The following is a 21,890-nucleotide window of genomic DNA, read 5'->3' on the forward strand; positions in this document are numbered from 1 at the left end:
ATCATGCTTTCAAATAATAATGCTAAACCATTATTATTGAAAAATAGAGTTGATTACTCTGCTTGAGAGTTATCCACTGCAGGTGCTTCTTCTGCTGGCTTCTCTACCGCTTCTTTCATACTTAAACGAACACGATTTTGACGGTCAATTTCAAGAACTTTAACTTGAACTTCTTGACCTTCGGTTAAGTAGTCAGATACTTTCTCAACACGCTTATCAGCGATTTGAGAGATGTGGACTAGGCCATCTTTACCAGGAAGAATCGTCACAAATGCGCCGAAATCTGCAAGGCGTGCAACTTTACCCGTGTAGATTTTACCCACTTCAACTTCAGCAGTTAGAGCTTTAATACGCTCAATGGCATCTTTCGCTTGGTCGCCGTCAGTTGCTGCAATCTTAATCGTACCGTCATCGTCAATTTCGATCGTTGTGCCTGTTTCTTCCGTCAATTGACGGATAACCGCACCACCTTTACCGATCACGTCTTTGATTTTCTCAGAGCTGATCTTCATGGTGTGAATACGTGGCGCAAATTCAGAAATCTCATCACGAGCACCAGAAATCGCTTTATCCATAACCGTCAAGATATGCATACGAGCACCTTGCGCTTGGTTCAATGCAATTTGCATGATCTCTTGAGTGATACCTTCGATTTTGATATCCATTTGCAGTGCAGTCACACCTTCAGAGGTACCTGCGACTTTAAAGTCCATATCACCGAGGTGATCTTCATCGCCAAGAATGTCAGAAAGAACAACGAAATCATCGCCTTCTTTAACAAGACCCATTGCGATACCCGCAACTGAAGACTTGATTGGTACACCGGCATCCATTAGCGCTAGAGACGTACCACAAACTGATGCCATTGAAGATGAACCGTTAGATTCAGTGATCTCAGAAACAACACGCACTGTGTACGGGAATTCATCGGCTGAAGGCATTACTGCAGCAATACCACGTTTAGCTAGACGACCGTGACCAATTTCACGACGTTTAGGCGAACCAACAAACCCTGTTTCACCAACACAGTATGGAGGGAAGTTGTAGTGTAGTAAGAAGTGATCTTTACGTTCACCTAGCAGACTATCGATGATTTGTGCATCACGTTGTGTGCCTAGAGTCGCAGTTACAACGGCTTGAGTTTCACCACGTGTGAATAGAGCACTACCGTGAGTACGTGGCAATACGCCAGTACGAACGTCAAGCGCACGCACCATGTCTTTTTCACGGCCATCGATACGTTTTTCGCCCGCAATAATGCGTCCACGTACAACGTTCTTCTCAAGTGAACCTAGAAGCTTCTTAACTTCGTCGCTATCTTGAGATTCGTCCTGTGCAACGATAGCAGCAATCACGTCTGCTTTAATTGCATTGACTTGCTCATAACGAGCCATTTTTTCAGTAATTTGGTAAGCCTGCGTTAAACGAGCTTCAGCAAGTTCGGCAATTTGCGCTTTCAATGATGCGTTAACTGCTGGCGCAGCCCAATCCCATGCAGGAGTACCCACTTCAGCCGCGAATTCATTAATCGCTTTAATAGCAGTTTGTTGCTGTTCATGACCGTAAACAACGGCTGATAGCATTTCCGCTTCAGACAGAACGTCAGCTTCTGATTCAACCATCAGAACCGCACCTTCTGTACCAGACACAACAAGGTCAAGACGAGAAGATTCTAGTTCACTTGGGCTTGGGTTTAATACCAATTGACCATCGATATGACCAACGCGTGCCGCACCGATTGGGCCGTGGAAAGGCATTCCTGAGATAGAAAGCGCAGCCGACGTCGCCAGCATTGTTACGATATCAGGTTGTACGTTCGGGTTAACCGACATAACTGTCGCGATAACTTGCACTTCATTTTTGAAGCCTTCAGGGAATAGCGGACGAATAGGACGGTCAATCAGACGAGCCGTTAGCGTTTCGCTTTCAGAAGGGCGACCTTCACGTTTAAAGAAACCACCTGGGATTTTACCTGCCGCGTAAGTACGCTCTTGGTAGTTAACAGTCAAAGGAAAGAAACTTTGACCTTCAACGGCTTCTTTTTTACCAACAACAGAAACGAATACTGACGTATCGTCCATCGTGGCCATAACAGCGGCTGTCGCTTGGCGTGCAATCACACCGGTTTCAAGAGTAACGGTATGGTTACCGTATTCAAACGTTTTAACTACTGGATTTTCAAACATTAAGTGTTCCTTGTTTCTAATAAGTCTCTAGTAATGTACTCATTAGATGTATCATTTAACACTCAAGGCATCGCCAATCGCGACTAGTGAAAACAGACTGTCAACCGACAAATCTATTTTGAATAGCCGCGACCTACTGGCCGACTAAGGTGACAGCAATGCAATGAGCAATTTTGAAGTGGCTAACCAATGATTAACCAACAGCGAGTAGTATAAACTACTTAGGGGAGGATATGCCAAATTTAGATAACAAAAAAGGGGCTCAAAGCCCCTTTTTTACTCAAACGGATCTTAGCGACGTAGGCCAAGACGTTTGATTAGGTCGTGGTAACGGTCTAGGCTCTTACCTTTAAGGTAATCTAGAAGTTTACGACGACGAGAAACCATGCGTAGAAGACCACGACGGCTGTGGTGATCGCCTTTGTGCTCTTTAAAGTGACCTTGAAGGTGGTTGATTGAAGCGGTAAGTAGTGCTACTTGAACTTCTGGTGAACCAGTGTCACCTTCTTCACGTGCATATTCTGCAACGATAGCTGCTTTAGTTTCTGCATTCAGAGACATAATACTCTCCTAAGAGTTAATATAAACAAATGTACCAGCCAATCTCTGATTCAGCCGATACGATGAACCGCGGATTATAGGGAATATGTGCCCATCATACAAGCAATATCCCTTGCTAATCCGTGACTTTATTCTTCGCTTTGTGGGTAAACCACTAAACGTTTCGGTGCAATATTTCCAGGTTCAGTAACATCACCAACACCAAGAAATAACGCCGACTCTCCGCCAAGCATACGTACCATACCGCTATCCGGAGATTCAGACACTGTAACAGACTGACCATGCTGAACTTTATCTATTTGCTCAACCGTCATATAAACAGCAGGTAAACTCTCAACCGCGGTATCCATCGGTAATAACAAAGGATCAAGCAGATCTTTCGGCGCGATGTCTTGCGCTTGAGCCTGCTCAACTAACTCATTAAGTTGTTCTAATGTCACCATTCGCTCGTAAGGATAATTAGCCACCCCAGTACGACGCAGATAAACCACATGGGCACCACAGCCTAATAGTTCGCCTAAATCATCAACGATAGTACGAATATACGTCCCTTTAGAACAGTGCACTTCCATCTCCACTTCATCGCCTTCAAAGCGAATTAGCTCAATGTCGTAGACTTTAATGAGTCTTGATTCTCGTGGTACCTCGACACCTTCACGAGCGTACTCGTACAGCGGTCGACCTTGATATTTTAACGCCGAAAACATCGAAGGAACTTGCTGACTTTCACCTCTGAAGGTTTCGATTTGACGCAATAACGTGTCTTTTTCTACATCAACAGGACGGGTTTCAACGACCTCACCATCCGAGTCAGACGTATTCGTACGCTCGCCTAATTTGGCAATCACACGATAGCGTTTATCGGAGTCGAGCAAAAATTGCGAGAACTTTGTGGCTTCGCCTAAGCACACAGGTAACATACCTGTCGCCAACGGATCTAAAGCCCCAGTGTGTCCTGCTTTTTCTGCAAAAAAAAGACGTTTTACTTTCTGCAATGCATCGTTAGAAGAGATACTTGTCGGTTTATCTAGCAGTACCACTCCATTGACGGCACGGCCTTTGCGTCGTCTCGCCATTACTCTTCGTCCTCTTTACCTGACTCTTGTTGTTTACGTTGGTCATTACTGACCACTTCAGAGACAAGGTTAGACATGCGCATACCTTCGACAAGTGTGTTGTCGTATTGGAAGCGAATTTCAGGTGTAAGACGCAGACGAATACGGCGACCTAGCATCATACGAACATGGACTTCATGCTCACGCAAGGCTTCCAAACAAGATTCTGGTGTTTGTTCACCAACACATAAAAAGGTCACGAATACTTTTGCATAGGAAAGATCGCGCGATACTTCCACATCTGAAATGGTGACCATTCCAATGCGTGAGTCGCGAACTTCACGCTGTAAAATCATCGCCAGTTCTTTTTGTAGCTGCTGACTGACTCGTTGAGTACGGCTAAATTCTTTTGGCATATCTTTTCTCCCTTACAGAAAGAATGGGGGGATGGTCAAGCCAGCCCCCCATGGTGTATTTAACAACCGATTGTTGCCTGATTAAGCAAGCATCGTCGCTTAATCAATCGTACGTTTAATCTCGATAGTTTCAAATACTTCGATTTGGTCACCAACGCGAACATCATTATAGTTCTTAACGCCGATACCACATTCGTAGCCATTTTTAACTTCTTGAACGTCATCTTTATAGCGACGTAGTGATTCAAGTTCACCTTCGTAAATAACGATGTTTTCGCGTAGAACACGAATTGGGCTATTACGTTTAATGACACCTTCAGTCACCATACAACCGGCAATTGAGCCAATTTTTGGAGATTTGAAGACATCACGAACTTGCGCAAGACCAATGATTTGCTGCTTGAACTCAGGAGCAAGCATACCACTCATGGCTTGTTTCACTTCATCAATCAATTGATAGATGATTGAGTAGTAACGTAGATCTAGGTTTTCAGTATCAACTGTACGGCGTGCAGATGCATCCGCACGGACGTTAAAGCCAACCACGATAGCGTTTGATGCTGCAGCCAGAACCGCATCTGTTTCAGTGATACCACCGACACCAGAACCAACGATGTTCACTTTTACTTCATCAGTTGATAGCTTACGTAGTGAATCAGCAATCGCTTCAACAGAACCTTGAACGTCCGCTTTTAATACGATGTTCAGTTCAGCAACGTCACCAGAAGTCATGTTTGAGAACATGTTTTCTAGTTTTGCTTTTTGCTGGCGTGCCAGTTTCACGTCACGGAATTTACCTTGACGGTAGTTCGCTACTTCGCGAGCTTTACGTTCATCACGGACGACTGTCGCTTCATCACCAGCAGCAGGAACACCTGACAGACCAAGGATTTCAACAGGAATAGACGGACCCGCTTCTGTAATTTCTTGACCAAGCTCATCACGCATCGCACGAACACGACCGTATTCTTGACCACAGAGTACGATATCGCCTTTATTTAGCGTACCAGATTGCACAAGAACGGTTGCTACTGGACCACGGCCTTTATCAAGGCGAGATTCGATAACCACACCTGACGCCATACCTTCAGAAACAGATTTCAGTTCTAGAACTTCAGCCTGTAGCAAGATAGATTCAAGTAGTTGCTCAACGTTAGTTCCTTGTTTAGCAGAGATGTGAACAAACATGTTCTCACCGCCCCACTCTTCAGGGATAACATCGTAAGCCGCTAATTCATTCTTAACATTATCTGGGTTAGCGCCATCTTTATCGATTTTGTTTACCGCGACAATCAAAGGAACACCCGCTGCTTTCGCGTGTTGAACGGCTTCGATTGTTTGTGGCATTACGCCATCATCAGCTGCAACGACCAATACCACGATATCTGTTGCTTGAGCACCACGAGCACGCATTGAAGTAAATGCGGCGTGTCCAGGAGTATCCAAGAAGGTAATCATACCTGTCTCAGTTTTCACATGGTAAGCACCGATATGCTGGGTGATACCGCCAGCTTCACCGGTAGCGACGTGAGTGCGACGGATGTAGTCCAATGTTGATGTTTTACCATGGTCAACGTGTCCCATGATTGTTACAACAGGTGCGCGAGGAACCTTAGACTGAACATCTGATTGATCACGGTCAGAAAGAATGGCTTCTTCAAGCTCATTTTCTTTACGTAGAATCACTTTGTGACCCATTTCTTCAGCAACAAGTTGTGCTGTTTCTTGGTCAATCACTTGGTTAATGGTCGCCATTGCGCCCATTTTCATCATAACTTTGATGACTTCTGTGCCTTTTACCGACATTTTCTGAGCAAGCTCAGACACGACGATAGTTTCACCGATAACAACTTCAGATTTTGCGACTGTCGCTGACTTATCAAAGCCATGCTGCATCATTGACGAAGGCTTGCTCATGCGACCTTTACGGCCTTTGCCTTTGCCACGAGAACGAGAGTTACGTTCTTGACGATCGTCACGTGAGGACATTTTTTTCTTAGCCGCACGACGAGTTACTGCGCCTTCTTCACGGCGATCAGCCTCATCTTCCGCTTCACGAGCGTGGGTTGAAGTTGTTACGTGGTAATCTGTTTTCTCTTCCATAGCACCTTTTTTCTCTTCATCGGCAGACCAACGCTCGGCGTTTTGTGCAGCTAGTTTGCGTGCTTCTTCAAGCTGACGCTGGGCTTCTTCTTCTGCCTTGCGTTGTGCTTCTTCTTCCTGACGACGTTTCAGCTCTTCGGTCTCTAGACGGACAGCTTCTTGCTGAGCTTTTTGCTCATCAGTCTGCGTACGTTTCGCTTGGTCTTGAGGCTCACGCTCTGCTTTTTCTTCAGCTTCACGCTTTGCCGTTTGTTCTGCTTCACGTTTCGCTTTTGCTTCAGCTTCACGTTTTGCCTTTTCTTCGGCTTCACGTTGTGCTGCTTCTTCTGCGTCACGTTTTGCTTGCTCTTCTGCTTCACGTTTAGCTGCTTCTTCAGCTTCACGTTTCGCTTCTTCGTCTTCTACTGTTGCGCGCTTAACGTAAGTACGTTTCTTACGAACTTCAACTTGAATATCTTTACTCTTGCCACCGCCTGCATTCACGCTAAGTGTACTGCGTTTCTTTCGTTGCAATGTCAAACGAGTTGGTTCTGTGCCTACGTTATCACTAGGATCTTTACGTAAAAAGGAAAGAAGACGTTGCTTCTCACCATCAGTTACGTTATCTGAACTAGACTTAGGCATACCAGCCTCAGCAAGTTGTTCTAATAAGCGGTCAACTGGAGTACCAATTTCTTCACTCAGTGCTTTAACTGTAAGTTGTGTCATGCCGCTTCCTCCCCTTGCCGATGTTACGCTTCTTCACCAAACCAGCAGATATTTCGGGCCGCCATGATAAGCTCACCGGCACGCTCCTCAGACAAACCTTCAACGTCTTCCAACTCATCTACACCTTGGTCTGCAAGATCTTCCAGTGTTACTACACCTTTAGCAGCCAATTTGAAAGCTAAGTCACGTTCAAGGCCTGATAGGCTCAATAAATCTTCAGCTGGTTCTGCGCCATTGTATGACTCTTCTTGCGCTAGAGCGATAGTCGTTAGTGCTTGTTTAGCACGACCGCGTAGCTCTTCTACAAGATCTTCATCTAAACCTTCTACTTCCAGAAGTTCATTAACTGGCACATAAGCCACTTCTTCTAGCGTAGAAAATCCTTCTTCCACCAATAATTCAGCAAAATCCTGTTCAACATCGAGATACTTCATAAAGTTCTCGATCGCTGCCGTAGATTCTTCTTGGTGTTTCTTCTGTAAGTCTTCTACCGTCATCACATTCAATTCCCAACCAGTCAGTTGAGAAGCTAGACGAACGTTTTGACCGCTACGACCAATTGCTTGAGCTAAATTATCAGCTTCAACCGCAATATCCATAGAGTTAGCATCTTCATCCACGATGATCGATGCAACATCTGCTGGAGCCATTGCGTTAATTACAAATTGTGCTGGGTTATCATCCCAAAGAACAATATCAATGCGCTCACCACCAAGTTCTGTGGAAACCGCTTGAACACGTGCACCACGCATGCCAACACATGCACCAACAGGGTCGATACGCTTGTCGTTAGTTTTAACGGCAATTTTTGCACGAGAGCCTGGATCACGTGCTGCGCCTTTCAATTCAATCATTTCTTCGCCAATTTCCGGTACTTCGACACGGAATAGCTCAGCAAGCATTTCAGGCTTAGAACGAGTAATAAATAATTGGAAACCACGTGCATCTGGACGAACAGCATACAGCAAACCGCGGACACGGTCACCTGGTCGGAAGTTTTCACGTGGTAGTTGGTCTTCACGTAAGATAACAGCTTCAGCATTATTACCTAGATCAAGAATGACCGTTTCACGGTTCACTTTCTTAACAACGCCAGTCACCAACTCACCTTCATTGTCGATAAATTGTTCAACAACTTGAGCGCGTTCAGCTTCACGAACTTTTTGTACAATAACCTGTTTAGCCGTTTGCGTTGTTATACGATCAAACGTGACTGACTCGATATCATCTTCAACGAAGTCGCCCAGAACAAGCGTCTCATCTTCATATTGAGCCGCTTCAATCGAAATTTCTTTCGTTGGGTTTTCAACTTCTTCAACGACCAACCAACGACGGAAAGTTTCAAACTCTCCCGTTTTACGGTCAATCTCAACACGCACTTCAATTTCGAATTCATGCTTTTTCTTCGTTGAAGTCGCTAACGCGATTTCAAGCGCTTCGAAAATACGCTCACGAGGTACCGCTTTCTCGTTAGAAACCGCCTCAACAACCGCTAAAATTTCTTTACTCATCTTTCTAGCCTCTAAGACTTAAAATTTAGGGATCAGGTTAGCTTTTGCGATATTACTTAACGCAAAATGTTCTTGTTGGCCATCAACACTGATCGCAACGGTTTCTCCGTCTACGGAGTCAATGATGCCATTCCATTTACGACGGTTACTAACAGCCATTTTTAGAACGAGGCTGACCTCGTGACCAATAAATTGCTCATAATGCGCGATTTTAAACAGTGGTCGCTCTAAACCAGGAGAAGAAACTTCTAGGTTATAAGCCACTGATATAGGATCTTCTACATCTAAAACCGCACTAATTTGTCGACTTACTTCAGCGCAATCTTCAACATTAATACCATTCTCATGGTCAACAAAAACGCGTAATGTTGAGTGCTGCCCTGCGCGTATAAATTCTAATCCAACCAGCTCATAACCTGAAGCAACAACTGGTGCTTCAAGTAGTTCTGTTAGTTGTCTCTCTAAACCAGTCATTTCAACCACTCCAGAAACAAAAAAAGGGCCTATAGCCCAATTTAAATTCCAAGCACAATCTGAATCATCGTTTTATGAAATTCAGATAACAAAAAACCCCGATAAGCCGGGGTTTTTTGATGCTGGACCCTGATAAATTGAGAATTACTTCTCAATTGCAGTGAGGTTAGCACTGCCAAACTTGCATCCAAACCTAAAAGGTTGGTTGCGGGGGCCGGATTTGAACCAACGACCTTCGGGTTATGAGCCCGACGAGCTACCAAACTGCTCCACCCCGCGTCCGACTTGCTATGCATTATACGCATAAAGCAAAGATTTACAAGTTTGTAAATATGGTGCCGAGAGAGGGACTCGAACCCTCACACCGAAGCGCTAGCACCTCATGCTAGTGTGTCTACCAATTTCACCATCTCGGCATAAACCTGACTTATCCTAAGATAAGTTATTGAGGAACGTCACTACCAGATTGATTATCTGTTGTATCGTCACTCGCAGCAGCTGCTGCATTGTCACTCGCTTTGCTATCTAATTGAGTCTGCCCTTGCGCTGGGTCAACCCATTTAGAATCTGCTTTATGAGTAGAATAATTACCCAAAACTAAGCTAGTAACTAAAAAAATTAGTGCAAAAATTGCAGTCATTCGAGTTAGGAAATTTCCTGAGCCACCAGAACCAAAAACTGTGTTTGAGGCACCAGCACCGAATGAGGCTCCCATATCTGCGCCTTTACCTTGCTGTATCAGCACTAAGCCAATGATACCAACCGCAGCCAACAGGTAAATCACAAGTAGAGCTGTATACATGTCGTCCACCTATGTTCCAATTTGTTGAGCCAGCGCTATTCTCATCATTTGAATTGAACAAGGCTAGCGACCTTCATCTCAGAAGGCGAGGCCAATACTAACCAATGCTGACGCAACTGACAAGTGTATTTTATAAAAAAAACCACTTATTAACTCAAACGCTCAAAAAAAGGCCAAAAACTCAAATTCTCTAATGGATTTCAAGTAATTAGCCTAGCTTACCCACCAATATTGCACGTTTAGCAGTTATTTTTAACAACGTGAGCGATGTCGAGAGCAGATTGTTGAACAAGCTCGGCGTCTTCGCCTTCAACCATCACACGAATCAAGGGTTCTGTACCAGATTTACGTAACAGTACACGCCCTTTATCCGCTAACTTAACTTCAACAGCTGCAACAGCCGCTAGGACTTTTTCGTGTTGCAAAGGATCGGTTTCCCCACTGAAGCGAACATTCTCTAGCACCTGTGGGTAAAGCGTCATTCCGGATGTCAGTTCATGCAATGGCTGTTCACTTTCCGCTATAGCTGTCAGCATACGCAAGGCCGCCACAATGGCATCACCGGTTGTAACACTATCTAGAAGAATGATATGACCTGAATTTTCAGCCCCTATTGACCAATTATTTTCAACGAGCGCTTCCATCACATAGCGATCACCAACGGCCGCACGTTGAAATGGGATGCCGAGTTCTTTAAGCCCATTTTCCATACCAAGGTTGGTCATCAATGTTCCAACAACACCGCCTTGTAACGTACCACGCCGTTGCTCATTACGTGCAATAACATACGCGATTTGGTCACCATCAACTTTATTACCTTTCGCATCGACCATAATCAAGCGATCACCATCGCCATCGAAAGCCAGACCAAGATCAGCTTGTTCTGCCACTACTCGTGCTTGTAGCGCGCGAACGTCTGTCGCTCCAACTTCATCATTGATATTCGTACCGTTAGGTTCAACACCAATCGCAATTACGTCTGCTCCCAATTCACGGAACACACTAGGGGCAATATGGTAGGTGGCACCATGAGCACAATCGATAACTAGCTTTAGTCCTTCTAAACTCAAACTGTGCGGGAAAGTACTTTTACAAAATTCGATATAACGGCCTGCAGCATCAATCAAGCGTGACGCTTTACCAAGTAAACCGGATTCAACGCAATCAATATCTTGATCTAATTGCGCTTCAATCGCTAATTCGACATCATCAGGTAATTTGGTTCCATGAGCGGAAAAAAACTTAATACCATTATCATAATACGGATTATGTGACGCCGAAATAACAATGCCGGCTTCTGCACGGAATGTTTGCGTCAAGTAAGCAACTGCTGGAGTGGGCATTGGCCCAGTTAATACTGCATTAAGCCCAGCGGCAGCAAGACCGGCTTCGAGCGCTGATTCCAACATATACCCTGAAATACGGGTATCTTTACCAATAATGACTTTTTTTGTACCTTGCTGAGCAAGTACACGCCCAGCTGCCCAACCTAACTTCAAAACAAAATCAGGTGTAATAGGATACTGCCCTACTTTGCCGCGTACGCCATCGGTACCGAAGTAACGTCTTTCTTGAGACATATCTAGCCCTTAACTTATTTATTCTTAGTTATTTTTTCATTAATTTAACGATTTCTATCGCTTCTATTGTTTCTTCAAAATCGTGAACACGAATAATGTGCGCCCCTTTTGATGCCGCCAGTGTAGCACAAGCTACACTACCAACCATGCACTCTGCGGGCTTTTTGTTCAATGGCTTAAAGATCATCGATTTTCGTGACATGCCTGCGAGAATAGGGAGATTATATTGATGAAACTGTTCAAGTTTGTCTAGTAACTGATAATTGTGTGCCAAGGTTTTACCAAATCCAAATCCAGGATCTATGATAATATTGCTTCGTAGAATACCGGCTTGCTCACATTCGTAGATTCGCTGCTGCAAAAAGCCATCCACATCGGCGACTACATCATCATAATCCGGTGCATCTTGCATCGTTTTTGGCTGCCCCTGCATATGCATAATGCATACTGGTACCTGTGCTTTAGCCACTACGTCTAATACCCCTTCTTGCGTCAATGACCTGACATCGTTGATTATATCTGCCCCTGCATCAATAGCTTGCTGCATCACTTCTGCTTTACTGGTATCAATTGAGATCCAAATATCTTTATCATGTTCACGAATCGCTTTTACTACAGGAATAACACGTGATAATTCTTCTTCTAATGACACTTCTGGAGCGCCAGGACGTGTAGACTCACCACCAATATCGATCATGGCCACACCCGCATCGCGCATTTGTAAGGCCCGTTGCAACGCCCGTTCAATCTGAGTGTAACGTCCTCCATCTGAAAACGAATCTGGCGTGGTATTGAGAATCCCCATTACCAGAGGGCTATCGAGTAACAATTGTTTTGTAGGCGTTTGTAGTTTCATCATGATTGGTAAGATTCCTTTTATCAAAAAAAAAAAACCCCGACAAGTCGGGGTTTTTATACACTCAGTTAACGTTACTCAGTGTCTTTTTTCTTATCGCTTTTAGTTTCTTCACTATCAGCTTTGCTGTCAGAACTAGAGTCAGAGTCTTGCTCGCTGGCTTCGTCAGATTGATTGTCTGTTGATTCAGAAGCGTCTGATTTCTCAGTGGTATCAGACTCAGCATTTGCTTCATCTGCCTCGCTCGCTTTTTCTAAACGATCAGACCAACCTGCAGGTTCACGAATATCTTCTTTACGTGCCATCAAGTCATCAATTTGACCAGCATCAATCGTCTCATACTTCATTAATGCCTCTTTCATCGAGTGCAATATATCCATATTATCAACGAGGATCTGACGTGCCCGCTCGTAGTTTTTGTCAATGATTTTACGTGTTTCGTCATCAATAAGTTTCGCTGTATCATCAGACATATGTTTGCTCTGATTTGCACTGCGCCCAAGGAACACTTCGCCCTCTTCTTCAGAATACAACATCGGGCCTAGCTTCTCAGAAAAGCCCCACTGAGTGACCATCTTACGTGCAATATCAGTCGCACGCTCAATATCATTCGATGCACCCGTTGATACTTTCTCAACACCATAAATGAGCTCTTCAGCTAAACGACCGCCGTATAAGCTAGACACCATAGATTCAAGATGTTGTTTCGACATACTCACACGATCTTGCTCTGGTAAATACATCGTCACACCTAATGCCCGGCCACGCGGAATAATCGACACTTTGTAGACAGGATCATGCTCTGGAACCATGCGACCTACAATCGCGTGACCCGCTTCATGGTAAGCAGTAGAAGCTTTGGTCTCTTCCGACATCACCATAGAGCGGCGCTCAGCACCCATCATGATTTTGTCTTTAGCCAGCTCAAACTCAACCATTGACACATTACGCTTATTACCACGAGCGGCAAACAATGCGGCTTCATTGACCAAGTTAGCCAGATCCGCACCAGAGAAACCAGGAGTACCTCGAGCAATGAGTGATGGTTCAACATCATTACCTAAAGGCACCTTACGCATGTGAACTTTCAGAATTTGTTCACGGCCGCGCACATCCGGCAAACCAACCACAACTTGGCGATCGAAACGACCAGGACGCAACAACGCTGGATCCAATACATCTGGACGGTTAGTCGCGGCGATAACAATAATACCTTCGTTACCTTCGAAACCATCCATTTCTACTAGCATCTGGTTTAGGGTTTGCTCACGCTCATCGTGACCACCACCAACACCAGCACCACGTTGACGACCAACTGCATCAATTTCATCGATAAAAATGATACAAGGTGAGGATTTCTTCGCTTGTTCAAACATATCACGAACACGAGACGCACCAACACCAACGAACATTTCTACAAAGTCTGAACCAGAAATTGTAAAGAATGGCACCTTAGCTTCACCAGCGATAGCTTTTGCGAGTAAGGTTTTACCGGTACCAGGAGGACCAACCATCAGTACGCCGGTTGGGATTTTACCCCCCAACTTCTGGAATCGACTTGGATCACGTAAGTAATCCACTAACTCCTTCACGTCTTCTTTTGCTTCGTCACAGCCAGCAACATCGGTAAATGTTGTTTTGATCTGCTCTTCGCTCATCATACGTGCTTTGCTCTTACCAAACGACATGGCACCTTTGCCACCACCGCCTTGCATTTGACGCATGAAGAAAATCCAAACTCCGATCAACAGAATCATTGGGAACCAAGAAATAAAGATCGTTCCTAACAAACTTTGCTTTTCTGGTGGTGTACCCTGAACTTTAACGTTCTGGTTAATTAAATCATCAAGAAGCTTTTGATCGTACACAGGCATATAAGTGACGTAGTGCGAATTCCCGCCATTACGAGTGAAGGTAATTTCACTATTGTTGAACTTAGCTTCCTGTATTTGGCCTTGGCCAACTTCCTGTACAAATGTTGTATAATCTACTGTCTTCCCATTACTGTCCCCAGGGCCAAAGCTCTGAAAAACAGACATAAGAACAACCGCAATTACCAACCAAAGAATTAAATTTTTTGCCATGTCACTCAAGGTGTCAGCCTCGCGATAACTAGTTGTAATTAAAGGTAGGGTACTACAGTTTTCAGGCCGTAGCTATAGGGTTCAATGTCATGATTACTAGTAAAAGGTTACCCTTTGTAACCAGTAGCAACAACATAGACTTCACGAGAACGAGCCCGAGAAGAATCAGGTTTACGGATTTTCACCGTCTTAAACATCGTTCTGATATTCTTAATATACTCATCGAATCCTTCTCCTTGAAAGACTTTGACCACAAAACTGCCATTTATTGCCAAAACTTCTCGGCACATATCCAATGCAAGTTCGACTAGGTACATCGCTCTTGGTTGGTCAACCGACTGGTTACCCGCCATATTAGGCGCCATATCAGACATTACTACATCAACCATTGTAGGCTGAATGCGTTCCAACAATGCATTCAATACCGCTTCTTCACGGAAATCGCCTTGTAAGAACGAGACCCCTGCAATCGAATCCATAGACAGTATGTCACAAGCAATAACTTGACCACTATCACCAACGATGCCAGCTGCATATTGTGACCACCCACCCGGAGCAGCCCCCAAATCAACAACCGTCATGCCAGATTTAATAAGCGTATCTTTTTTCTGTATTTCTTCAATCTTAAAGATAGCACGAGAACGATAACCTTTCTTCTTTGCTTCGCTTACGTATTTATCATCAAAGTGTTCTTTCAACCAGCGGCCCGAGCTCGCTGAATGCTTTTGTTTACTCATTCGTTTCCTAACTAAAATGCATCTATCAAAGAAAGTATGCTAGAAAATATAGTCTTCAGTGATAGATGGCGCTAAAATGTGGCTTTTCAACCCTAATATTAAATAAATTTGGTCGCGTAATGAACCTAAGCAATAAACAAAAACAGCACCTAAAAGCACTCGCACACAACCTGAAGCCTGTTGTGCTAATGGGTGCCAACGGATTAACTGAAGCTGTTTTAGCAGAAATTGAAATCGCGCTAGACTTCCATGAACTAATTAAAGTGAAGGTAGCTTCTGAAGATCGCGAGACAAAACAACTTATCGTTGATGCTATCGTACGCGAAACTGGAGCTGAAAAAGTTCAAGTTATCGGTAAAGTACTAGTATTATACCGCCCGACAGAACAGCGTAAGATTGAACTACCACGTAAGTAGACAATATTAAGTTCTCAATAAGAAAAGGTCGCCTTGGGCGACCTTTTCTATTAGAGATTAGATATATTTAACACTATCAATCTCAAACACTTTATCACCGCCCGGTGTTGAAATTACCGCTTCATCACCCTCTTCTTTACCAATTAAACCACGCGCAATTGGCGAGCTGATCGAGATACGGCCGCTTTTGATATCAGCCTCATCATCACCCACAATTTGATAGGTTTTTTCTTCTTCACTATCCACATCAATCACGGTCACTGTTGAACCAAAAATGACTTTGCCGTTGTTGTCAATTTTTGTGACATCAATCACCTGCGCAATCGAGAGCTTATACTCGATATCGCGAATTTGAGCTTCACAAATGCCTTGCTCTTCTCGTGCAGCGTGGTATTCGGCGTTCTCTTTCAAATCACCTAGCTCGCGAGCTTCTGCGATAGCGGCAGAGATTTGTGGACGTAGCTTGAGAAGTTTATCAAGTTCGTTACGTAGCAGTTCTTCGCCACGTACAGTCATAGGAACTTTTTCCATTTTATACCTCTATGCCAAAGCGATCTTTGGACAAAACAATACCACCCAACCCATATAAGGTTAGGTAGCGCCGATGAAAATAATACGTAACAGTTTAAACAAAGTTTAAAATGAAATCATCCAAAATCCATATTTAACTTTTTAAATCTAGTTCAAAGGGTTGCGAACAAATATGCATTGTGATCTGGTGCACAAGAAAATTCTTATAAAAGATGAAAAAAGCATCAAAAAATATAAAAAAATAATATTTCACTAGTGGTTATTAAGTGCTTGTTTCCAATTTAAAATCATTTAAAAACAATGGATTGATATTTTTTATGTTATAATAAAACACTGTTCTTTTCCCTGTTTTATATCATTTTACTAACTCTTTGGGAACTATATGACCAGAATTGAATACTGAAATGCTTACGTTGTAACGCTAGTTACCTGAGGGTATGTAAGGTACCTATGCTAACGCTAAGACGACATTTTATCAGGACGGATAAAACGTCGCTATCAACGTTTTTTGTGGACACTACTTTAGGACTTAACGAGATGAAAAAGACTATCATCGCAGCAGCTGTGGCAGCAGCGGCTCTTACTACAGGTGCAAACGCAGCTGAAGTTTACAACGCAGACGGAACCTCACTCTCTATTGGTGGTCGTGTCGAAGCACGTCTACTACAACAAGATGGCGACGCAAATGATTTAACTCGCGCTCGCTTGAACTTTGAAGGCAAACACCAAGTTAACGATAACCTTTACGGCCTAGCAAAGTTCGAGACCGAGTGGTCTAAAGCAAATAATAATGGTGAAGTTGACTCCAGCGCTACTGACATTGATACCCGTTACTTGTTCGCAGGTTTGGGTATGGACGCCGGTGAAATCACGTACGGCCAACAAGATGGCGCCTTAGTTCACTTGACCAATTTTACCGATATTATGTCAACATGGGGTAAAGCGGCATCTGTTGATTATGATGGTAACATTGCTGCAGACGATACGACTCAAGGTAATCCTGACGAATATAACTCGTTAGCAGGACGTACTGATAACTACCTTGCTTATAATGCCCAATTTGATGCACTTGGTGTCAGTGCTGGTTACCGTTTTGCAGATGGTCAAGATAGCGGAGATAGAAACAGCCGTGTCGATAATAGCCAAGACGGTTATGCTCTATCATTAACTTACGGTATCGCAGATACTGGCGTAATCGTTGGTGGTGGTTACTCTGAGCAAAATGATAACGAGCAAGCGATGGTGACCACTGCATTCACTTACGATGCTTTATACCTAGCTGCGTTATACACCCATGTAGACTACGATGATAATACCTTACACAACTACAAAGGTTATGAATTTGCCGCGGCATACACCATCGATAAAACCAAGCTTGTCGCGACTTATAACAAAGGTAAACGCGAGTATGATACAGTCGATGTGCTATCAGCAGAAGTAAACTACTTCTTTACGCCTGCCTTCTTCGGATATGTAGGTTACAAATGGAACTTACTTGATGATAGCGATAAAGGCCTTGCAAACGTAGAAAAGCAAGACCAAGCGATGGTTGGTTTACAATACCGTTTCTAATAAGTTGACGTAAGTTTTATCAAGAGACAACACCCGCGTATAGCGGGTGTTTTTTTATGCCGTTATACTGGGTGATTAATGCTTTCAACTTAAAAGAGACGTTATGCGTTTAATTCTGCTTTCCTTGGCCTTTTCTTCCCTGTTTTTATCACTACAGGCGCAAGCTCAACAAGATTTTAAAACACAAGTTTCCACTCTTTCACCTTATGTGCGTTACCATTTTGAAGCTCAAGCACTCGATAGCAATGAGACAACCTTCAAGCACGCTAATGGCGATTATTTCCCCCCCGCAAGCACTCTCAAAGTCATTACAGCACTGGCAGCCACAATAAAATTAGGTGACGATTTTCGCTTTGCGACACGTTTACGCCAATCAAACACTAATTACAGCATTCAATTTTCGGGCGATCCTTCTTTAAAAACTCGAGATCTCAAAACATTGCTATTGAAATTGAAACAACGAGGCGTGACGCATATTCGTGGAGACTTATGGCTGGATGACTCTGCGTTTGACGGATTTGAAAAAGCCACAGGTTGGCCTTGGAATGCTATAGGTGTGTGTTACAGTGCGCCTTCCAGTGCCATTAATCTCGATCATAATTGTGTGCCTGCATCTATCTATAGCCGTAAAAAAGGGAACACTCGTATTTACGTCCCAGAGCAGTACCCTATTCACGTTGAAAATAAATCCATCACAGTCACCAAGCAGCAACAAGAAACGCAGCATTGCGAGCTTGATTTACAAGCAAGGCACGAGAACCGCTATGTTATCAGTGGCTGTTTACTTCAGCGTAAACAACCATTACCCCTCAAGTTTGCGATTCAGGATACGAAGAAATATACGCAACGTATGATATACCGAATTCTGAATCAATTAAAAATGACGATTGATGGTCGGGTTCGTATTGGAAAACCCAGCCAACGAGGTCAAACTCATACAATTGCTATCCACTACTCAAAGCCGCTGCCACAGCTACTTTCAAAGATGTTGAAAAAATCCGATAACCTCTATGCAGATAGCTTAACCAAAACTTTAGGTCGCGTCTCTTTTCACCAAGCCGGTAGTTACCGTAATGGTACTGCCGCCATTAAACAGATTATTGAGTCCACCACTGGAGTCTCTCTCAAGCAAGCAAAGCTTGTCGATGGCTCAGGACTTTCTCGTGATAACCGCATTGCCGCTTCAACCATGCTGTCTATTTTGCAATATATCTATAAACATGATGCGCAGCTTCAATTGATTGGTTTATTACCTCGTTCGGGGGTTTCTGGGACATTGAAATATCGGCGCAGTTTAATGCGCTCCCCTATAAAAGGCGCGTTAGCGGCCAAGAGTGGCACGCTATACGGGACTCATAACCTGATTGGTTTTGTTTATAATGCGGCCGGTGTCCCTACAAGCACCTTTGTGCAATACATTACTGATAATTTCCCAAGCCAAGCGCAACGTGATGCTCGCCCTGCACCACTGACGGTGGTCGAGCAACGTTTTTATCGCCAGTTGATTGAGCAAGCGCGTTTAACTCAATAAACTCGTTTCCTGTACACCGCATAAGATATTAAATATACAGAGAAAAAAAGCGCCATAAGGCGCTTTTTATCAACAGTCAGTCATTATTTAATCGTAATGCGTGCAAATTTACGCTTACCGACTTGGTATACCGCGGTACCAGCTTCTGGCGCCCATTTGGTGTCGGTAATTTTCTCACCTTCACACTTCGCAGCCCCTTGACGCACCATACGCATCGCATCTGAAGTAGAATTCACTAACCCAGCTTCTTTCAAAATATTTGCAATACCCATACCAGCTTCGAATTCAAATTCGGGCATTTCATCCGGCATTGCGCCTTTTTGGAAGCGATTAATGAACTCTTGCTCGGCAGCATCAGCATCGGCATCTGTATGGAAACGTGCGATGATTTCTTTCGCTAACAAAATCTTAATATCACGTGGATTTTTACCACCAGCAATATCAGCTTTAAATTGAGCAATTTCTTCCAATGGACGGAAAGACAGCAGTTCGTAATAATCCCACATCAACTCATCAGAGATAGACATGATTTTACCGAACATATCACTAGGTGCGTCATTAATACCAATGTAGTTATGCGCAGACTTAGACATTTTTTTCTCGCCGTCTAGGCCGACTAATAACGGCAGCATCATGACTACTTGTGGTTTTTGTCCATTGGCTTTTTGTAATTCACGCCCCATCAGTAAGTTAAAGCGTTGGTCCGTACCACCCAATTCAACGTCTGTTTCCATCGCGACAGAGTCGTAACCTTGCAATAATGGGTACATAAATTCATGAATCGCAATGGCTTGGCCACTTGAGTAACGCTTTTTAAAGTCTTCACGCTCTAACATACGCGCAACCGTTTGTTGAGAGCCAAGACGCAACATGCCCTCTGCACCTAATTCTGATAACCATTCTGAGTTAAATTGAATGGTAGTTTTAGCTGGGTCGAGAATCTTAAATACTTGCGTTTTATAGGTTTCCGCATTATGCATCACGTCTTCACGTGTTAATGGCGGACGTGTGGTGTTTTTCCCTGTTGGGTCGCCGACCATCCCAGTAAAGTCACCAATCAGGAATGTCACCTCATGACCAAGTTCTTGAAAAGCACGCAACTTATTCAAAATTACGGTATGACCTAAGTGAATATCCGGTGCTGTTGGATCCGCGCCAAGCTTGATTCGTAACGGTCGGTTCTCTTTCAATTTAGCAATAAGCTCTTCTTCTGGAATCAGCTCTGCTACACCACGCTTAAGTTCAGCTAAAGCGGCTTCAATACTCGCCATTCTTTGTTCACTCCCACAGATTTGGCAAAATGTAATAATTCCACATATTACTTGAATAGCGACTACTTTTGAAACCAGTTAAACTAACTAGTCATGAATTAATTTAATCTTTTTCAAACCATGCCCATTATGACGACCATTCTTTCCCGCTTATCATGGCTGCACAAGTTCTCTATTGTGCTATTTTCTGCTTTGATTTTTGCCGCTGTGTTTTTTCTTCCCGATCCAGACTCACTTATCAATAAGCAAGCTGGGCTTGAGGTTGGTCATCCTTACGAGTTGCAATTAGATCATGACTTGCTGACGCAACAAGAACAATATATCCCACAAGAAGCATCCTTACGCTGGGAAAAACATATTGTAAAACCAGGAGAAAGTAGCGCCTTATTATTTAAACGCGTTGGCTTATCTTCTCGAGTGCTCTATACACTGACATCAAGTAACGCAGATATTAGCCAGCACTTAACACATTTACGTCCCGGTGATGAACTGTATTTTGGCTTGAATGATCAACATGAATTAATTCAATTACGCCGTAAACTGAATGCTTATGAAACATTTGTCGTCAAAAAAAGTGGTAACCATTATACGTCGGCCATCGATGCTAAAGAGGTGTACTTTCAATACAACTATGCCAATGCCACCATCAAATCAAATTTTTGGAAAGCCGCGAGCAAAGCTGGCATCACCCCCAACCAAATCATGCAAATAGCAGGTATTTTTGGTTGGGATGTCGACTTTGCGTTAGATATTCGTGCTGGTGACCATTTTGAGCTGCTATATCAAGAAAAAGTCGTCGAAGGTCAGGTGGCTGAGCGTGGAGATATTATTGCTGCAACGTTCACGAACCGAGGCAAAACATTCACGGCGATTCGTGATGATGCAACCGGTAATTATTATGACGAAACGGGGCGTGCCATGAAAAAAGCGTTCCTAAGATCTCCTTTGGATTTTCGCCGAGTTTCATCAAACTTTAACCCTAAACGTTTACATCCTGTCACTGGTCGTGTGCGTCCTCACCGAGGAACCGACTATGTAGCACCTGTTGGCACCCCTATTTGGGCCGCTGGCGATGGGGTGGTACAGAAAGCCAGTTATAATCAATATAATGGTAACTATGTATTTATACGCCACAGTAATACATACACAACCAAGTACTTACATCTTAAGCGCCGCTTTGTAAAAACAGGCCAACGTATTAAGCAAGGACAAACCATTGGCACACTCGGTAGTACAGGCAGGGTGACTGGGGCGCATTTGCATTATGAATTTCTCGTACATGGCGTACATAAAAACCCGAGAACCGTTGATCTGCCACTATCGCGCGCGCTACAAGGCCGAGCTAAACAACAATTTCTCGCATCGGCCAAGGAACGTTTGCATCAATTAGAACGCTATAGCCACTTTTTGTTTGTGCCTAGCAAATAACATTAGACACAAAAAAGCAGAATGGATCATCATTCTGCTTTTTACTTTTTATCATTATTACTACGTAT

General features: G+C 43.7%; 18 protein-coding genes and 2 tRNA genes. 4 read left to right on the forward strand and 16 right to left on the reverse strand.

The annotated features are described in order from the left end of the window. Positions 1-53: 53 nt before the first annotated feature. The 14 genes from pnp to rlmE form a co-directional block, all read right to left on the reverse strand. Complete coding sequence (pnp, locus tag OCU30_RS09865) at positions 54-2,186, reverse strand: polyribonucleotide nucleotidyltransferase (RefSeq protein ID WP_077315705.1); 2,133 nt, start codon at positions 2,184-2,186, stop codon at positions 54-56. Positions 2,187-2,477: 291 nt separating this feature from the next. Continuing rightward, positions 2,478-2,747: a 30S ribosomal protein S15 gene (gene rpsO, locus OCU30_RS09870; protein ID WP_077315706.1), complete on the reverse strand. Its 270-nt coding sequence runs from the start codon at positions 2,745-2,747 to the stop codon at positions 2,478-2,480. A gap of 128 nt (positions 2,748-2,875) precedes the next feature. After that, entirely contained in the window at positions 2,876-3,823 is a 948-nt protein-coding gene (gene truB / locus OCU30_RS09875; protein ID WP_077315707.1) for a tRNA pseudouridine(55) synthase TruB, read from the reverse strand. Next, on the reverse strand, positions 3,823-4,218 hold the full coding sequence (gene rbfA / locus OCU30_RS09880) for a 30S ribosome-binding factor RbfA (RefSeq protein WP_077315708.1): 396 nt from the start codon (positions 4,216-4,218) through the stop codon (positions 3,823-3,825). The genes truB and rbfA overlap by 1 nt, the downstream gene beginning before the upstream one ends. 99 nt (positions 4,219-4,317) lie before the next feature. Next, entirely contained in the window at positions 4,318-7,029 is a 2,712-nt protein-coding gene (gene infB / locus OCU30_RS09885) for a translation initiation factor IF-2 (RefSeq protein ID WP_077315709.1), read from the reverse strand. Between the two features lie 23 nt (positions 7,030-7,052). After that, positions 7,053-8,540, reverse strand: a complete 1,488-nt coding sequence (gene nusA, locus OCU30_RS09890; RefSeq protein WP_077315710.1) for a transcription termination factor NusA — start codon at positions 8,538-8,540, stop codon at positions 7,053-7,055. An 18-nt stretch (positions 8,541-8,558) separates the two neighbouring features. Next, positions 8,559-9,014, reverse strand: a complete 456-nt coding sequence (rimP, locus tag OCU30_RS09895) for a ribosome maturation factor RimP (protein ID WP_077315711.1) — start codon at positions 9,012-9,014, stop codon at positions 8,559-8,561. 202 nt (positions 9,015-9,216) lie between these two features. Beyond that, positions 9,217-9,293: transfer RNA gene (locus OCU30_RS09900), tRNA-Met, on the reverse strand. A gap of 54 nt (positions 9,294-9,347) precedes the next feature. Next, positions 9,348-9,430 (reverse strand) — tRNA-Leu (locus tag OCU30_RS09905). A gap of 26 nt (positions 9,431-9,456) precedes the next feature. Further along, complete coding sequence (secG, locus tag OCU30_RS09910; protein WP_077315712.1) at positions 9,457-9,816, reverse strand: preprotein translocase subunit SecG; 360 nt, start codon at positions 9,814-9,816, stop codon at positions 9,457-9,459. Between the two features lie 239 nt (positions 9,817-10,055). Beyond that, the gene (glmM, locus tag OCU30_RS09915) at positions 10,056-11,396 is read right to left on the reverse strand and encodes a phosphoglucosamine mutase (RefSeq protein ID WP_077315713.1); all 1,341 of its coding nucleotides are present in this window, start codon (positions 11,394-11,396) and stop codon (positions 10,056-10,058) included. A 28-nt stretch (positions 11,397-11,424) separates the two neighbouring features. Continuing rightward, positions 11,425-12,255: a dihydropteroate synthase gene (gene folP, locus OCU30_RS09920; protein WP_205408840.1), complete on the reverse strand. Its 831-nt coding sequence runs from the start codon at positions 12,253-12,255 to the stop codon at positions 11,425-11,427. A gap of 71 nt (positions 12,256-12,326) precedes the next feature. Then, positions 12,327-14,345, reverse strand: coding sequence for an ATP-dependent zinc metalloprotease FtsH (gene ftsH, locus OCU30_RS09925; RefSeq protein ID WP_077315714.1), 2,019 nt, complete (start codon positions 14,343-14,345; stop codon positions 12,327-12,329). Between the two features lie 98 nt (positions 14,346-14,443). After that, positions 14,444-15,073 carry a 23S rRNA (uridine(2552)-2'-O)-methyltransferase RlmE gene (rlmE, locus tag OCU30_RS09930; RefSeq protein WP_077315715.1) on the reverse strand — a complete coding sequence of 210 codons (630 nt, stop codon included), beginning with the start codon at positions 15,071-15,073 and terminating at the stop codon, positions 14,444-14,446. A gap of 119 nt (positions 15,074-15,192) precedes the next feature. On the opposite strand from rlmE, the gene yhbY reads away from it, so the two are divergent. Beyond that, on the forward strand, positions 15,193-15,489 hold the full coding sequence (yhbY, locus tag OCU30_RS09935) for a ribosome assembly RNA-binding protein YhbY (RefSeq protein ID WP_077315780.1): 297 nt from the start codon (positions 15,193-15,195) through the stop codon (positions 15,487-15,489). Between the two features lie 57 nt (positions 15,490-15,546). Here the strand turns inward: yhbY and greA are convergent, their stop codons facing one another. After that, on the reverse strand, positions 15,547-16,020 hold the full coding sequence (gene greA, locus OCU30_RS09940; protein ID WP_077315716.1) for a transcription elongation factor GreA: 474 nt from the start codon (positions 16,018-16,020) through the stop codon (positions 15,547-15,549). A 537-nt stretch (positions 16,021-16,557) separates the two neighbouring features. Between greA and OCU30_RS09945 the strand changes: the two genes are divergently transcribed. Continuing rightward, a complete protein-coding gene (locus OCU30_RS09945; RefSeq protein ID WP_159439155.1) occupies positions 16,558-17,592 on the forward strand; it encodes a porin in 1,035 nt (344 codons plus the stop codon). A 103-nt stretch (positions 17,593-17,695) separates the two neighbouring features. Beyond that, a complete protein-coding gene (gene dacB / locus OCU30_RS09950) occupies positions 17,696-19,123 on the forward strand; it encodes a serine-type D-Ala-D-Ala carboxypeptidase (protein ID WP_077315718.1) in 1,428 nt (475 codons plus the stop codon). Positions 19,124-19,206: 83 nt separating this feature from the next. On the opposite strand, the gene tyrS is transcribed toward dacB, so the two are convergent. After that, positions 19,207-20,394: a tyrosine--tRNA ligase gene (gene tyrS / locus OCU30_RS09955; RefSeq protein WP_077315719.1), complete on the reverse strand. Its 1,188-nt coding sequence runs from the start codon at positions 20,392-20,394 to the stop codon at positions 19,207-19,209. A 129-nt stretch (positions 20,395-20,523) separates the two neighbouring features. On the opposite strand from tyrS, the gene OCU30_RS09960 reads away from it, so the two are divergent. Next, on the forward strand, positions 20,524-21,822 hold the full coding sequence (locus tag OCU30_RS09960; RefSeq protein WP_077315781.1) for a peptidoglycan DD-metalloendopeptidase family protein: 1,299 nt from the start codon (positions 20,524-20,526) through the stop codon (positions 21,820-21,822). Positions 21,823-21,890 lie beyond the last annotated feature (68 nt).

This window comes from Vibrio palustris (assembly GCF_024346995.1).
In the GTDB taxonomy this organism is placed as follows: Bacteria; Pseudomonadota; Gammaproteobacteria; order Enterobacterales; family Vibrionaceae; genus Vibrio; species Vibrio palustris.